This window comes from Acidobacteriota bacterium, assembly GCA_016715115.1.
Lineage (GTDB): Bacteria > Acidobacteriota > Blastocatellia > Pyrinomonadales > Pyrinomonadaceae > JAFDVJ01.
In genome coordinates, this window is record JADKBM010000011.1 from 862,690 (window position 1) to 879,292 (window position 16,603).

Consider the following 16,603-nt stretch of genomic DNA (forward strand, 5'->3'; position numbering starts at 1 on the left):
ACGGCACTTATCGGATCAGGATCGGGAGGTTGCTGAATCCGCCGGTCACGCCGTCGGTGACCTTTTTGACGATCGCCGCAAACTTGTCTTCGGAAACTGCAACGATGTCTCCCGGCATTAGGAACGGATCGGCGATCTTCCCTTTTTCAATTTCCTTGATGTTGTAAACAGCCTCTTCCCAATCCAAACTGTCGGGTTTCTGCCGGAAAACCCGGATCTTGTCCTTCTGTGACGACGGCGCGAAGCCCTCGGCGGAGGCGATGATCTGGCGCAAAGTACGCGGCTCCTTGACCTTTACCTCGCCCTGCTTGTTGACGTTTCCGTAGACAAAGATCGAGTCGGCCTCAAGGACCGAGACGACGTCGCCGGGCTGCATCACCATATTGCGCTTGCCTTCCTGAACGTCGCGGATCTTGAAATTCATCAGCGCGAACTGTTCGGGCGTCGCGACCGCGTCCATACTCAGACGGCACGCCGCGGAACTTCCGAGCCGTGCGACGAGCAGCCGCGAACCCGCCTCTTTGTTCGGTCCGCCCGCGAAGGACAGCAGTTCGAGCAAAGGAATTCGGCGGCTGACGAAGAAATTCCCCGGTTTTTCGACCGCGCCCATAACGCCGAACGACTGCGAACGCTGTTCCGCGACGACGACATTGACATAAGGATTCTTCAGAAAACTCCGGTAATCCTCTTCGATGATCGCCTTCAGTTCGCGTTCGGTCTTGCAATAGGCGTCGATCGGTTTCGTCGCCCGCGGCAGGATGATGGTTCCGTCGGGATTGATCGAAACCCGCGTATTCAGCTCCGAATGCTTGAAGACCGTGACGTCGAGCACGTCCTGATATCCGATCCGGTAGCGGTCGTCACGCGTTCCGGCCCCGGGGATCGCGCCCTGCGCCGAAACGAACGTCGAGACCGACAAAACCGCAAGCGAAACCGAAAAAATAAATCGTAACGCGTTCATAAAATCTTCTCCCAACTTATTTTTCACAAGGATTTTCCGACGAACCTTTTGATTCTCGCGGTATTTGAATGGTTTGTTGCGTTTTCCGAGCCGGCGGACATTAACCAAAAATAACCTCTAAAGTAACTTAAGAACCAACATTTTAGCAAATTCAGTAATTAATGAACAATCGCCGGATCAGACCGCTTAATTTTGCCCTCGAATTAAGTTAAACTTTTGAACTCAAACGCCATCATGCAAAACGCGACGCCGATGTACCGGCAGTATCTCGAGATCAAGAAACAGCATCCCGGAACCATCCTTCTGTTCCGCCTCGGAGATTTTTACGAGATGTTCAACGAAGACGCCGTAACCGGTTCACGTGAACTCGAAATAACACTGACGGCGCGGCAGAAGGATTCGCCGAATCCGATCCCGATGTGCGGCGTTCCGCATCACGCCGCCGCGACCTACATCGCGCGACTCGTACGCAAAGGCTATCGGGTCGCGATCTGCGACCAGACCGAAGAGGCCGGAAAAGGCGTAAAGCTCGTAAAACGCGAGGTTGTCCGCGTCATCACGCCCGGAACGGCGATCGATCCGCAACTTTTGGAAGCAAAGGAATCGGTCTATCTGGCGGCGGTTGCCGGGTCGGGCGACACATTCGGACTGGCTTTTCTCGAGTTGTCGACCGGCGAGTTTCTCGCGACCGAGCACCGCGGGGGAAACTCCTGGGCGAAGGCTTGCGCCGAGATCGAGAGTTTTGCGCCCCGCGAGATACTTTTTCCGGAGAGTCTGCGCACCCTGGTCGAATCGACATTCGGAAACGCGCGTTCGACGCTGTTAGCCGGCGCGGCGGACGACGGACGGACGCTCTCAACCGGCGGGTCGCGTTTTTCCGCGACGCTGACCGGTCTCGACGACTGGCAGTTTCATCCGGCGGACGCCGCGGAATTACTTAAAGCACAACTTAAGGTTCGGGAGCTTAACTCGTTCGGTCTTAAAGACAACGCAGAAGCGACGCGGGCCGCCGGCGCGTGTCTCCGATACGCCCGGGATACGCAGCGTGCGGCAGCCGAACATATTTCCGAGATACGGTTTGTCGAGACCCACGATCATATGGTGCTCGACGCCGTCACGGTCCGAAATCTCGAACTCGTCGAATCACGCGGCGAGAGCGGCAAACGGACGCTCTTCGCGGTCATCGACGAAACCGTCACCGGAATGGGCGCGCGGCTTCTGCGTTCGTGGCTACTCCGGCCGTCGATCAAAAGGCAGGAGATCGAATCGAGGCTCGCGGCCGTCAGCGAACTGGGCAATTCGTTCCTTCGCGACCAGGTTCGTTTTCTGCTGAAGGAGGTTGCGGATCTCGAACGGCTCGTCGGACGTCTGAATCTCGGCACGGCGACCGCCCGCGATCTGATCGCGCTCAATCGATCACTTTCGCAGGCTCCGCGAATTCGGTCGGCATTGTCGGACGCTGAATCCTTGATGCTCCGTGTCCTTTCCGAGAGTATCCACGAACTCCCTGACATTGCGTCACTGATCGATCGGGCGATCGCCGACGAGCCGCCGCTCAACTTGAACGACGGGGGATTGATCCGCGACGGTTACAGCGCCGAACTCGACGAACTTCGCCGTCTGAGCCGTTCCGGAAAACAAGTAATCGCCGAATTCGAAGATGGCGAACGCGTTCGGACCGGGATCTCCAACCTCAAGATAAAGTTCAACGGCGTTTTCGGCTATTTCATAGAGGTTTCGAAAGGAAACCTGGCGCGCGTTCCGGCAGATTACGAGCGCCGGCAGACGGTCGCAAACGCGGAACGTTACACCACGCCGCAGCTCAAGGAATGGGAACAAAAGGTCCTCGGGGCCGACGAGAAGATAGTCCGGCTCGAGACCGAAATCTTCCAGACCGTCCGCGCGCAGGTTCGCGAAGAGACTCCGAAACTCCAGGCGACGGCCCGCGCGCTGGCCGCGCTCGACGCCGTTTCGTCGTTGGCGGAGACCGCCGTGCGTCGAAACTATACCGCTCCGATGCTTCACGACGGCGACGAGATCGCGATCAAGGACGGGCGCCATCCGATCGTCGAGGCTTTCCTTTCGGAGACGTTCATTCCAAACGATATCTATCTCAATAGCTCGACGGATCGTCTGTTGATCATAACCGGTCCGAATATGGGCGGAAAGTCAACGCTTCTGAGGCAGATCGCGATCATCCAGATTCTGGCGCAAATCGGTTCGTTCGTCCCGGCGAAGAACGCGCGTCTGCCGATCATCGACCGAGTCTGGACGCGTGTCGGCGCATCCGACGATCTTTCGAGCGGTCGCTCGACGTTTATGGTCGAGATGACCGAAACGGCGACGATCCTCCATAACGCGACGCCCCGAAGCCTGATCCTGCTCGACGAGATCGGGCGCGGAACATCGACCTTCGACGGACTTTCGATCGCCTGGGCGGTCGCCGAGTTCCTGCATAATTCGCCGGACCATTCGGCGAAGACGCTCTTCGCGACGCATTATCACGAGCTCACTGAACTTGCGGAGAGTCTGCCGGGAGCGAGGAATTTCCAGGTGACCGCAAGCGAAAGGGACGGAGACGTTGTCTTTCTTCACAAACTCCAGAAGGGCAAAGCCTCCAAATCCTACGGGATCGCCGTTGCGAAACTTGCGGGGCTGCCGCAAAAAGTCATCGAACGCGCGAAGAGCGTCCTCGAAAAGCTTGAAAAATATGAACTTGCGGTGTTTCGTGAAGGCCGCGCTGAAGCTGCTGCCGAGTCGGGCGCCTCGGGGCGCGCCGCAGCCAAGAGGTCGGCCGCGCAGGTCTCGCTGTTTGCGATCTCGAACGAAACTCTGATCGATGAACTTCGCGAGATCGACGTCGACGGCATCACCGCGAAGGAAGCGAAAGAAATCCTCGCCGGAATGAAGAAGCGCGTCATCTAAAGTTCGATCGGCTGCACGCCTCGATTCGGCTTGACCGTGATCGAGAGCCCACGGTCTGCCCCGATCTTCAATTCGAACGTTTTGTTCTCGACATTCACACGCTGCGGCACGCGCGCGTTCTTGAGCGCTTTGCCGAAGGAATCGTTGAACCACTTCTCGCGGCCGATCCAATTCGGGCTGATGTTCTTCAAAAACGTCAGGATCGCCGCGCGGCTCGCGGGACTCAACTGAGAACGCGCATTGAGGCGGGCGGTGATCCCGATCGACGTTTCCGAAATATCGGATTCGCGACCGTAGATCTCCATTCTCAGAGACTTGTCCGCGGAAACCCCGACCCATTTGTCCGATTCACCGACGGACGATTCCTTGCCGATGTTCAAGATCCCGGTCAAACCGTTGACCAGTTTGTCGTAGGTCACGCCGAGCCCCTTGATCTCCCGGCCGAGGTCCACGCCGCCGCCCGCCGGCGATCCGAACCAGATCGACGCCCAACCGCCGCGTATCGAAACCCCGAGCGCATCGAACCGGGACGACCGCCAGACCCCGAGATTGAGGATCAACCCGTTGTGATGCGGACTCTTCTTCCACGCTTCGAGCGCCGCCAACGGCGTCGCCGGACTATTCTCGCTGCGATACAGGTTTTCAAAACCGTCGCCCTTGTAGTTGGTCTTGAGCCGAACCGGCGACTTGAAGATGCATGGCCACGTCGATTCATCCTTGACATCGTAGGCGCAGTCGCTCCACGAATGCGTCAGGACGCCGAGATTCTCCGCGATATCGATCAAATGCCGGTTCGCGACGTGAGTCAATGCGTCCGACGCAGGTATCGCCGCGAGTTGGTTCTGTGCCCGGTAATCGTTGATCAAACGGATCAACTCGCGCTCTTCCGGCGAGAGTTCATCACCGGCGCATCTCGGTTCGCTGAGAGCGTTTGATCCAATGCAGACTGTTTGCGCCGAAACGCCGGCAACGATGGACAACAAAACGATGATGATCGGTACAATTCTCACTGTTCACAACCCACTTTAACTTTTTCGGAGATCCTGCCGACATTCTGACCCGAATCCGGGCGCGAAATCAAATATTTCGGGACGATTCACGCTTTGCTTTAAGTGTCGCCGCGCAGACACTTTATAAAATGCTTTAACTTTTGCTACAATTTTTCGAGCACATGGAAACAATCCTTTCTCTGCCGCTTGAGAAGAAAATCGGACAACTGTTCTTTATCGGAATTCCGGGGCCGGAGTTTGACGACGCGACTCGAGACATCCTTGAATATGTCTCGCCAGGCGGAGTCTGCCTCTTCTCGCGCAACATCCGGGACGCATCGGACACACGGCGGCTGCTCGACTCCGTCCGTGAGTTTCTCCCGGTCGAACCGCTCCTGAGCCTCGACCAGGAAGGCGGACTCGTTGACCGCCTCCGCCGCGTCGCCGAACCGATGCCCGCCGCCGGCTCCCTGCGGACGCCCGGCGATGCGTCCGAACTTGCACGAATCACCGCGGAACTCGTCCGGATCCTCGGATTCAATATGAATTTCGCTCCGGTCGTCGACGTTATCACGACCGAACGCGGACAATTCTCCAACGGGCTCTTCTCGCGGACATTCGGCAACTCGAAGGAAGACACCTCGGAATTCGCGGGCGCATACCTGAACGAACTTCAGCGCGGACACGTGACCGGTTGCGTCAAGCACTTTCCCGGACTCGGCGCGACGGAGATCGATTCGCACGAAGATCTTCCGCAGGTCAACTTAACGTTCGAAGAACTGAGCGAGACCGATCTTTACCCTTATCGGACGCGATTTGCGTCGGGAGACGTTCGCGCGGTGATGATCGCGCACGCCGCCTTCCCTTTGGCCGACTTGCAGGAACGCGGTCCGGATGGCAAACTTTTACCATCTTCACTGAGCTTCAACTTCGTCACAAAACTTTTGCGCGCTGAAATGGGTTTTGAAGGAGTGGTCATCACCGATGATCTTGAGATGGGCGCGATTCTGAAGAATTACGGCATCGGCGATGCTTCGAAGATGGCGCTTCACGCCGGCGGGGATATGCTCGCCGTCTGCAACGATAGTAAACGGATCCGCGAGGCTTTTGGAGCGATCGTCTCGGCCGTACGCGACGGCGAGATCGCCGAAGAACGAATTGACAGATCGCTGGTACGAATTGCGGCCCTGAAGAAATTCATCGAGCCGCCGCCGGACTTTGACGCGGCGCGGATCGCCGTACTTTCCGGACAAATCAGGTCGCTTAAGGAGCGACAGTAAATTGGAGGACGAACATAATGCGCATTACGGTGCGATTCATCTTTTTATTAATGGCGATCGTTCTGACCGCCACGGCGATCGGCTGCCGCAATCGTAGCGGAAACGCCGTCACGATCGCGCTTTCGGAGAAATTTGGCAGTCTCGACACGCTCACAGGCGGCGCAACGACCGCCGCCGACGACCGGGTCCGGACGCTGATTTTCAATTCGCTTATACGCAAGAACGAAAAGTTCGAGTACGTCGGCGAGATCGGTGAATACAAGATCGGCGACGACAATCTGACGATCACCTACACGCTCCGCGACGGCATCAAATTTCACAACGGCAAGACATTGACCTCGGGCGACGTCAAATACAGTTTCGACACGATGTTCGCCTCCACCGGGTCGAAGCGCGGCAGTTTCTTTGAAAAGGTCCCGGACGATTCGGATCCCGAAAAAAAGGCGACGAAGACGGTTTCGCATTTCACCTCGATCGAGACTCCCGACCCTAAGACCATTGTTTTCAAGGTTTCGCGTCCCGCGTTGATAAATCAGACGCTGTCGAACCTGGTGACCATCCCGATCATTCCCGAAGGAACCGGCGAAACCCAGAAGACGTCGCCGCTCGGCAGCGGTCCGTTCAAGTTCGTCAATTTCGACTCGGTCAACAACATCGTCCGGCTTGAAGGCTACGCCGATTACTGGGAAGGCGCGCCAAAGATTCCGAGACTCGTCGTCAAGACCATCCCCGACGCCAGCGCGCTTCAGAACGAACTGCTCAGCGGCGGCGTCGATATCGCGCCAAACCCGACCAATCTCTCACCCGACTCGCTCAAGATCCTCAGCGAATCGCCGCTGCTCAAGGTCGAGCGCGCGAACGGCTCTAACGTCCAATACATCGGATTCAATACCCAGCGGACGCCTTTCAACGATGTTCGCATACGTCAGGCGGTCGCCTACGCGATCGACCGCGAAAAGATCATCAAGGAACTTTTCAACGGCCAGGCGAAACTCGCGCACTCGATTCTGCCCGAGGAGTCGTGGGCGTATTCGACCGGAACGAAATACACGTACGATCCGGCGAAAGCGAAAAAGCTCCTTCAGGACGCCGGATACAAGGGCGAGGCGTTCAAGTTCAAATACGTCGCCGGAAACTCGGCGGTCAACCAATACTCGCAGATCGTCCAGAATTCGCTCCGCGAGGTCGGTTTCAACGTCGAACTCGAAACTCTCGAACTGCAGACCTTGGTCGAGAGTTTGAAAAGCGGCCAGTTCGAGATCAACACCGCGATCTGGATCGGCGGCAATCAGGACCCGATCTTTTTCCGCGATCTTTTCGCGTCGACCGAGTTCCCCGACCGCAAGGACAACGGCCGCAACCGGGCGCGCTATTCAAATCCCGAATTCGACAAGATCATCGAGGAAGCGGTCAACACGGTCGACAAGGAAAAGGCGAAGCAACTCTACCTCCGGGCGCAAGAGATCATCAGCAACGACGTTCCGCTCCTTCCGCTCTGGTATCCGTCAAGCACCGTCATCGCGAGCAAGAAGATCGGCAACATCAAGATCAACGCCAGCGGCGACTGGAGTTTCGTCAAGGACATCACTGTCGGGCTTTGAGAGATTTGCGATTTGCGATTTGCGATTTTCGATTTGGGAGCTTTGAAAAACCAATTCAACGCCGATTCGCGCGCCGTTTCTGCCACAGATGAACACAGATAGATCGGATGGGGAGGATACTTCGAACTGAGCGTTGCTTGAAATCCTCTTCTGTCGTTACTGAGTGAAACTTCTGTCGCCACTGAGTGAAACAAATTCGCCCCATCCCCCCAATCTGCGTTCATCCGTGGAGAAAACGCGAATTGTTTCCTTTATGTCGGTTTTTCAAAGCTCCCGATTTGCGAATGTTGAATTCCGGAGATTCCAGGTATCCCAAAGTCCAATGGGTAACTGCAATCCTGGAATCGATGTAATCTCCTCCGCAATCGCAAATCGCAATTTGCAAGTGGTTTGCTTGACAAATAAATCTCCTTCGCTAAAATCATAATTTGCGTAAGCGGGAGTAGCTCAGTGGTAGAGCGCGACCTTGCCAAGGTCGAAGTCGCGAGTTCAAGTCTCGTCTCCCGCTCCAAACTTTCGAAGCGACGCTCTCAACGGCGTCGCTTCAATTGCTTGAAAAGTTCTTTTCCAATCGGGGACCGATTTGAATGCTTGAAAGTTCTTTTTCCATTCTGGGAGCAACCCAAAATCCAAAATCCCCAATCCAAAATCGCCCGGGCGGCGTAGCCAAGTGGTAAGGCAGAGGTCTGCAAAACCTTTATTCATCGGTTCGATTCCGATCGCCGCCTCCAATCTTTTCAACAACTTACAGACTTCCGAGAAACACCTGACAATTGGATTGTGGGGAGATTTGTGGGGAGTGTTTGCATTTCAACTCGACTTACCGAGCATTCCGAACGAACTGGCAGTAGCAGACTGAATATCGCGGAAGCCGAGCGGACTACCCAATTCCCAGGTTGTTCGCCGGCAGCGGGTTCTCGGGTGATCGGTACAGCGCCGAGACATTGATCAGATGGCTCGTGGAGACATTTATGACCTCGCCCTTGGAGTGGTGATAGACGATCGTATTCTCGCCGCAATCCGCAGGCTCCAGGACTTCGGCCCAATTACCATTTATCCACAGTAGGTCGTCCTTTTCGAACCTTAGGCGGGAGCTTCTCTGATTCGCTTTCACCTGCTCGGCGTCTTCAATGAGGATTCGGTCCATTTCCGAAAACTGTTTTTCAACCTCCCGGGATTCCTCAAGCAGGACCTTTATCTCGTCGGGCGCCATTGTGCCGATCAATCCGCTGACGCGTCCGGAGTTCGCAGTCCGGAAGAGGTTAGCATTCGAATAAATGGTTCGCATTGCGAGTTTCCGAAGAAACTCCGAGTTACTCCCGGACCAATTCATTCGACCGACGACAACCAAAAAAACCGACCAGAGTGTGCCGTCGCCGATTACTCGATCGAAGACTTCGACGTTGCCTTCCCTATCGAATCTCTTCCGAACCAACTCAATCGCACCCTTCGAGCCATGACCATATTTCCGCAAGAACGCGATGTCGAAAGTGCGCCTCAACAACACGACGGCTTCTGAGGCTTCAATCCATCCACCTTCGAAGCCGAGTTTGGCGGCGACAAATGGAAATGCGATTGCATTTTGAAGCTGACGGGCGGTACACCCGTCCAGCCACTCCGAGTCCGCAAGTTTGTCAAGAAAACCGCTCAACGATTTTGTGAAGCGCATGCGGTTCCGTTCGTTGGGCCGATCGGCGGGGGTTGCCGGGGCGTTTTGCCAATGTCTACGTGCAACTTCTTCAGTCTCGAAATCGTCTAACTGCTCATCCTCGTTGGGGCTGATTTCCTCCGGATTCAATCGCCCAAAGAACGCTGCTATGACTCCAGTAAGTCCAAATGAGCCAACGCTGCCCCTGCTGCCCACGTCAAAGCGGTCGCGCACCCGCAATTCCTCAATGCTTTTTACAAAATCGTCGGGGTTCGTTTGCTCATGCGCGGCATCGGGTCCATCCATCACAGAGGTCGTGACTCGAAAATCAGGAAATTCATTCGAACCTTCAAGCAACGTCTCCTTGATTAGGTTGATGTCCTCCAACATTCGCTGATGCTCGGAACTCGGTTTTTGGCCATGAAATTGAAGCAATCCGAACGTCATCAAGCGATTCTTGGAGGTTCGACGCAACTTGACAATGTCATTTACCCAAACGGTCTGCGTCCGTTCGGATTCGCCAGTCATAACGACCACATCGACGAATGAACTCTCGGCAAAAGAACCGAAAGGAAGAAGACTTGTGATCCACCTCCCTTCTCTGCCTGATAGTTCGTAATCCAGTTCGCCAGCTCGCAAAAGCACAGAATCGATCTCCGAATCCGCCCAAGCGAACTCGATCTCAGCTATCCCTGTCACTGAATCATAATTCAGAGTCGCGGGTCCGATTGGGCTACGAGCGGGAATCGCGGATCGTTCCGCGGCCTCGCTGCCGTCCGACTCGAAATCCTCCAAATGATCAGGTGCGAACCGTTCGATAATGGGCTTGAAAGCATCCGCTTGCGCATCATCAAAGAAAGCGATCAGTTCAACGTTCCCACCAAAAGCCGGAGGGATTACCCAGCCAGATGCCGAACAATTGGCGGACCCGACGATCGCAACGTTGCCCTCATCCGACTCTAGCCAGACGAACTTCGCGTGGAGGGGGCCGTTCGTTTGGATCTGTGAACATATCCGAACAGCAAACGGCAACACTCGAAGCTTTTCCGATAAAAAGCTCGAATTTGACCGATCGACCGTAACCATCACCTGTCTAACGCCAAACGTCGAGTTGAGCCATTCGAGCATCGCGCCTCGCTCATCGGTGGATCCAGTCAGAACCAATGCCCGGTCAAACCTCCGGCCCTCGTATCGAGTGGCAACCTGATCAGCAAGACTCTTTGCGCCAAGACTTATTGCAATCCTTTCCGACTCGACCGGCGCCTCTTCTCCAATAAAATGAGATCTTGCTCGTTCGATTAAATCGCGGCTCTCGGAGTCCGTGATGAGCGAAGAAACTGCTGAGAGTAGACTCCGAATTTCACCTGCCTCCTGTGAGTCGCTCGCAAATGTGGCGTCGGTCGCCAGTTCCTGATTGCTTCCCCATCCGCCAAAGGTTAGATTTCCCGAACCTAGCCAAATCGCGGCTCTTTCCACACCGATCCTGATTATGCATTTCGGATGAAATATCCCTGGCGTATTCGCCGGCGCAACCCGATAACGACTACCGATTGAACCGACGGAATCTCTCCATGTCGGCAGCATCGACTCCACTTGGAATCCGTCTGCGACTATCAGGATCTCTTCGTTCTCGGAAAATTCCAGATCCCTCAAACCAACTGATTCAAAGAATGCAAGGTCCAGCCCGTATGTGAGGATAATCGTGAAGCGGTAGCCTTTTTCACGACAGAACTCTCGCGGGTTCATACGTTCTCTCCTTCATTTTCAAGGCTCGCGATCACCTTCATAGAATGCTCGGCACCAAGGTCAGTTAGGCCATCGGGCCCGATCAAACCCAATTGCTCCAGCCAACTCACGGCCTGCGCGATCCTTGACGAGGCGCGCCCGGCATCAAACCGAGATCGAAACGACCACCGATCAGATTCAGTGTTGATCACAGCGATCAACTTGCTAGAATCTTGCTCAAATCTACGCCATGCAATTCGTAGGTGCTGGCGAACCGTGATTGCTGCAAGTTCCGCGGCGAAAACAAGAAAGCTCGCATCACTCTCCAAATAGCCCGTTAGCGTCGGCGTAATGTAACCTCCAACGCTCAATCGCATTTTGCCACCGCGAGAGAGCAAATCCGTGAACGCGCCTCTGTCGTCATTGGAGGTTCGGCGCATTGCCATCATCCAAACAATCGGTAATAGGGCCAGGGCCCCGGCACGAGTTGGTTTTGCTTGAATCTGACGGAAAAGATCTAACTCATCCAGTCCATCGTTCCACCTCGTTAGTCCGGACCGCACCGACGTTCCTAAAGAGGTCGCTGCTATCACGCGATCAAAGACCTCTCGGACCGACAGTGAATGAACCGATTCTCCTAGCGAAAATATCTTTAGGTTAATGAGAGGCTGCGCGACTTCGTCGTTTCGGCTAAGAATCGCAGAAATGAGTTCGTTTGCAGGGTAAAGGACGCGTCCGCGGATTTCCAGTTCCCGGGTGACTTCTTGCAGTACATACTCGTGACCGGCGGCGATCGCGTCGCGAACTGTGAATGCCAGCCATCCGTCGAGAATTTCTTCGAGTACCGGCAGGCCGATTGAACCGTCCAGCGCCGCGCGAATTACGTCATCCTCTGTTGGAGGTCGCTTCAGGCGCTCGGCCAGCCGCAACAATAGTAAATATGTCTGTGTTCGAGTTTTGTGCTTTTCCGTAGGCGCAACCGGGATTATTGCGTTAATCAGTCGCGTGCGTTCGGCCTCGGCGAATCCCGCGAGGTAGACCTTCTCGCCAAACTCTCCCAGTTCTCCGAATGGAATCCTTCCAGATACATCTCCTGCCAAAATCCTCTTCCCGAAGTCGGTCGTCGCGCAGTGTCCGATCAATTCCTCCGCGAGTTCAAGCCCAATCTCGGACGTTAGGCCCGGAACGGCCGTCGCGTCGAGATAGGAAATATCCAGCTGTTCGGATGGGCCCGTGTAAATGTTGATCGCAAGTTGCTCCACTAGCCGCTCAAGCTCGATCTCAGCGGGAGCTTCACTGATGATTAATGCCGCCTTTGTGGATCCAAGGACACCGGTGATTCTCGGATCCACGAGAAGATTTCCGATCGCGACTGCGGCCTCAAGTTTGGCGGAGAACTCACGAAAGAGAGTCGAATTGTCAGGAAGCTGTGCCTTCACATAAGCCCGGGCAGTCATGGCCCTGATTGACAGGTATCTGACACTAGGAGTGATCGTCGTAACGCCGTTCAACAATTCCACGACGATGTTCTGGACCGGATTTCGAAGCCCGACGAGGTCAAGTCCCCGGGTCGTTTTCTCACCGTGTTCAACCCAATCAGGTATTGAGAAATCCATAATCCACCTCCCGTTGAGTGCAATCGAAACCCCTCGTATTCACTAACACGCTCGACCGAGACTCATTTAGGGGAAAATCCACCCTCGCAAAACCAATCGGAGGCTACCGTCGCTCTGTACAAGGCGGCTTTCCACGTATTGAGATGGTCGACTGTCATGCTACCTATCTCTTCATTAAGATAAACTCGAACGCTCGCCGGACCACCACTCGCCAGCAAATCGTCCAAGCGGTTCCTGATCTCAGCGAGTTCACTCCCTGCGTTCGACGAAAACAACGTCCCCAATTTAAGTTTCTCGAAGTGCATCATCAAACGATTCCGGTTTATGCCACCACCAGGCGGGTCGGCATAAAAGCGAAAAGAAGCCGGGATCGATTCGATTACGTCCGCAAACAACCAGATCTCATGATCAAAATCGTCGTAATACGGATGCACAACTTGTTCATCGGCACTAAGTGGGCAGTAGGTCCTCTTTGCGTCTTGGCAATACCGGCACATTGGTACAAGGTTATCTGGAATAACCGAAAAAACTGGAAACTTAGTCTTTGGCAGGTAATGGTCTAGGGTATCTGCAAATCCGATTCCACAGAAAAAGCAACGTTTGTGGGGCGCATTATTGAGGATTTTATCGTAAGCGGCACGCCCGGGTTCATCTTTCGGGACCATCCATTGTGTGTACAATCTCCGCAGTTCATCTCCAGCAACGCCGCGGAAATCCGCGTGTTCGTTTTCTTGAAATAACTCCGCGGCGAGGCCTCTCGTATCATATCGCGCGGCTTCGGCAGCAACATGGTCGCTGATAAGCGCAAACTGCTCCCGCCTCACGTCTTCCGCAATCCCGGAAACACAAAGATCAAACGTTTCCTTTGCGGTGAGGCCCGGTTTGTTGAGCTTCCACATATCTAGATTTCCTCGGATTCGTTCTTTGCGACGAATAGGCCTCGAAGGACAGCCCGTGCCTGAGACCCCAACGAACCGCCGAGCGCTTCAAGCGACGAATCATAATTCGCATTTTCGTTTGCACTTTCTTGAAGAATCGTGTGATGCCCGCTTTGGGTCAATTCTAGTTGGAAGACCTCACGACTTAGGACTCCGACGCCCTCTCCGAATGTCTCGATCGATGGTCTTTCAGCTTTTGCGCTTTTGCCGAACCTGTTTAGAATCCAAACACAGTTCTTTGGCACCTCCTGTAGGACAACCGGCGAGTGAGTCGCGACGATCGCGACGCCGTTTTTTGCAATCATCAATTCGGAGATCGCTCGAATCATCGCCGATAACAAAGGCGGATGCAAATGTGACTCCGGCTCGTCGATGAGAACTAGCGTTCGTTCCTCAACCAGTTCCACGAGACGAACAAGCGTTAGAAGCACAATCTTGTGACCCGACGAAAGCCTGTTAAAGAGAGTCGTAAGTTCTTCGGTCTTTGAGTTAGAGCTTGAATGCGTGAGTCCGGCCCAAAACCACAAATCTGCGTCACGAATAATCGGGTCAGATTCCAAAGTCTTGAGTATTCGGCCCCAAATCTGATTGCGTGACGGCCATTGACATTCCATGAAGCTTTTTGTGAATTCCCGTGATACTTCCGCCGGGGCTTTCATTTCACCCTTACCCGGACGACTCTCAGAAGGCGCCTCAAACCGCAAAAGCCCGATAAACGAGTACCCAATTTTCTCCCCGTCGGGCTTTCGGTCCGCGAGACGACTTCGGCGAGCGTCAAACCAGCTGAACCCAACAGAGACGACGTTCGCAAATGTCTCAATCTCTTCATCGCTGCTTTGTAAGAATTCGAATTTGCCGGATTGTTCAGCTTGCCTCTTGAATCCCACAACCGCTTTTGCCATCAGCTCGAGGAAACGTGTCTTGCCGACTCCGTTACGGCCGATCAAGACGTGTACATTGCTCGGCAGAGGCGACTCCGGATCAACATGAAAATCCAAAAAAACATCGGCCGCATTGTCGAGTTCATGTTTAGGAGGCGTGTAGCTAAAGCTGTATCGGGTTAACCGCGCATATCCTCGGGACATTCGCCGGAATTGACCCAACACCGTCGTTCTGGTTATGTGACGCAGAAGCGACTTTTCAGTAACCCTTTCATTTTTCGCGATTTCCCAAGCGACGTCATCGAATGCGATATCCCGCAGGGCTGTCAATATCTCAGCTCGTAATTCATCGCCGAGTTTGAGCAACTCATCGTAGTAGTCCTCATGTTGTCCGAGCGAAAAAAACTCCTCCGAAAGTAATTCAAATGTGATTGGCAAATTGGGACTCGTTGGCGGGGCTTCCTCTTTCTTCCCGGCCTTCAAGCCCACCGCACCGATCTTCAGCGAACCAATCGCATGAACGACATCGCGATTGTCTACCACGGTTAGATGATACTGGGTGACGAACTCCCACCAATCGTTCCAACGATCAATGTGAAGAAACGCCATCGGGCCGGTCACGTCGGCTGGAATGGGGTCATCGGAAGCAAGGATTCTAAATCTCACGTGCGACCTCCAGTAAATCGGCTAATCATGAAAGAACCTCCCCCGGTCCGGACTGACTCCTGAAAGGCGACTGCCAGAAATAGCGCTTCCGACAGCCGTACAAATTAGGTAGTCTTTTGACCTAGCGTCTCCTCTTCATCGTAGAGCTTTGAGAAGTTTATTAATCGGAACTTTTCTTCGACCGCCCTCTTGAACTCCGGGTCATTGAGCGAACTGAAAGTTACGTCCTTGAAGTAGTAGTCCAGTCTCATTCGGTTGACTAAAGACTTCGCGTTTGGCAGGACTTGGCCCAATTCATATACTACAAATCTGCGCGCGGTCTTTTCATCAAGATCACCGATTGACTGATATTGGAGCGCCTTCGGCGGATTTTCGAGAACGAGTGGCACAAAAAGAGCGACAAGTCTATCGAGCGTAGCACTTATTTCTGCGTCTAACATTTGTTCGACCTTCTTGCTAAACGCGCTTAGATCGCTTCGCAGTTCCTGAATAGCTTTTTCAAAAAGCGGGATATTTCTGCGCAGAATAACTACACCATATTTCTTTCCGGTTGAAGCAGTAAAATCACGGCGGATCTCCTGCAGTTTGCGTTCGATTTCAGCAGCACCTCCAGACAATTGGCTGTCTCGGTCAATCAGCCTATAGGTTGCATTGATGCGCTCGCTAACTACTCTGTCCTGCGAAATACCCAAGAGTGTCGTAGGTATTTTCAAAGTGTGGGTCGCAATTCGATAACCTTCCAAGGTAATCTCGATAAAGCTAATCAAACCTTGATAGACACGTACCCTCCGGGCCGCGTCGAACCTTTGAGGCGGATTTTCCTTTAGAGACGAATCGATTTTTTTGATTTCTTCCATGGAAACTGACTGCCTGCCGATTTCGGCCTCTTTCGAATCGCTCAAAACAGGCTCCTCGAGGATGTCCTCAGTGACAGCGACGTCCGGCGCCATTGCCTGTAGGACTTCGAGCGCGAAGCTTTGATTTACGGCGAGCGCGTTGCTTACTCCGTAGGTGGGCTGGTTGAAAATGAACTCAGACGTCGGGGAAAAAACCCATGCAAGATCATCGGCTAATACTACCGCAATACGGAGATTTGTTGCCTTGCGAATCTCTATTCCGGCATCGATAAGTGTTTTTATGCCCTCGAATTCCCCGAACCCAAGCCTAATTGCCTCAGGGTTGGTATCTAGAATCACTCGCAGTCGGGATTTCTCGCACCTTTCGGCAAAGCCTACCATTGCCCGCGCAACGATTGCGGCAATTCCAGGCGCCGCGTAGACGATCCGCTTGTCCGCGTTCTCGACAATTTCCGCGAGCCGTTGATGATTCATGAATGTGAAGGTTTCGTTACTTTTCATGATAATTAGCTCTCC

The 16,603-nt window shown here is 54.0% G+C and carries 10 protein-coding genes and 2 tRNA genes; 5 read left to right on the forward strand and 7 right to left on the reverse strand.

The features are described from left to right. Positions 1-7 precede the first annotated feature (7 nt). Positions 8-961, reverse strand: a complete 954-nt coding sequence (locus IPN69_12425; GenBank protein ID MBK8811523.1) for a polysaccharide biosynthesis/export family protein — start codon at positions 959-961, stop codon at positions 8-10. A 234-nt stretch (positions 962-1,195) separates the two neighbouring features. On the opposite strand from IPN69_12425, the gene mutS reads away from it, so the two are divergent. Beyond that, positions 1,196-3,886, forward strand: coding sequence for a DNA mismatch repair protein MutS (gene mutS / locus IPN69_12430; GenBank protein ID MBK8811524.1), 2,691 nt, complete (start codon positions 1,196-1,198; stop codon positions 3,884-3,886). On the opposite strand, the gene IPN69_12435 is transcribed toward mutS, so the two are convergent. Then, positions 3,883-4,896 carry a hypothetical protein gene (locus IPN69_12435; GenBank protein ID MBK8811525.1) on the reverse strand — a complete coding sequence of 338 codons (1,014 nt, stop codon included), beginning with the start codon at positions 4,894-4,896 and terminating at the stop codon, positions 3,883-3,885. The two genes, mutS and IPN69_12435, sit on opposite strands and share 4 nt — an antisense overlap. Positions 4,897-5,057: 161 nt before the next feature. On the opposite strand from IPN69_12435, the gene IPN69_12440 reads away from it, so the two are divergent. The 4 genes from IPN69_12440 (at position 5,058) to IPN69_12455 (ending at position 8,487) form a co-directional block, all read left to right on the forward strand. Beyond that, positions 5,058-6,155 carry a hypothetical protein gene (locus IPN69_12440; protein MBK8811526.1) on the forward strand — a complete coding sequence of 366 codons (1,098 nt, stop codon included), beginning with the start codon at positions 5,058-5,060 and terminating at the stop codon, positions 6,153-6,155. A 17-nt stretch (positions 6,156-6,172) separates the two neighbouring features. Next, entirely contained in the window at positions 6,173-7,756 is a 1,584-nt protein-coding gene (locus IPN69_12445; GenBank protein ID MBK8811527.1) for an ABC transporter substrate-binding protein, read from the forward strand. Positions 7,757-8,192: 436 nt separating this feature from the next. Further along, positions 8,193-8,267 (forward strand) — tRNA-Gly (locus IPN69_12450). A 145-nt stretch (positions 8,268-8,412) separates the two neighbouring features. Further along, positions 8,413-8,487: transfer RNA gene (locus IPN69_12455), tRNA-Cys, on the forward strand. Between the two features lie 149 nt (positions 8,488-8,636). Here IPN69_12455 and IPN69_12460 read toward each other — a convergent pair. From IPN69_12460 to IPN69_12480, 5 genes are all read right to left on the reverse strand, one after another. After that, on the reverse strand, positions 8,637-11,150 hold the full coding sequence (locus IPN69_12460) for a hypothetical protein (protein ID MBK8811528.1): 2,514 nt from the start codon (positions 11,148-11,150) through the stop codon (positions 8,637-8,639). Then, positions 11,147-12,745, reverse strand: a complete 1,599-nt coding sequence (locus IPN69_12465; GenBank protein MBK8811529.1) for a hypothetical protein — start codon at positions 12,743-12,745, stop codon at positions 11,147-11,149. The genes IPN69_12460 and IPN69_12465 overlap by 4 nt, the downstream gene beginning before the upstream one ends. 62 nt (positions 12,746-12,807) lie before the next feature. Further along, on the reverse strand, positions 12,808-13,644 hold the full coding sequence (locus IPN69_12470) for a hypothetical protein (protein ID MBK8811530.1): 837 nt from the start codon (positions 13,642-13,644) through the stop codon (positions 12,808-12,810). A 2-nt stretch (positions 13,645-13,646) separates the two neighbouring features. Then, positions 13,647-15,230: an ATP-binding protein gene (locus IPN69_12475; GenBank protein ID MBK8811531.1), complete on the reverse strand. Its 1,584-nt coding sequence runs from the start codon at positions 15,228-15,230 to the stop codon at positions 13,647-13,649. 104 nt (positions 15,231-15,334) lie between these two features. Next, positions 15,335-16,588: a hypothetical protein gene (locus IPN69_12480; protein ID MBK8811532.1), complete on the reverse strand. Its 1,254-nt coding sequence runs from the start codon at positions 16,586-16,588 to the stop codon at positions 15,335-15,337. Positions 16,589-16,603: the final 15 nt, after the last annotated feature.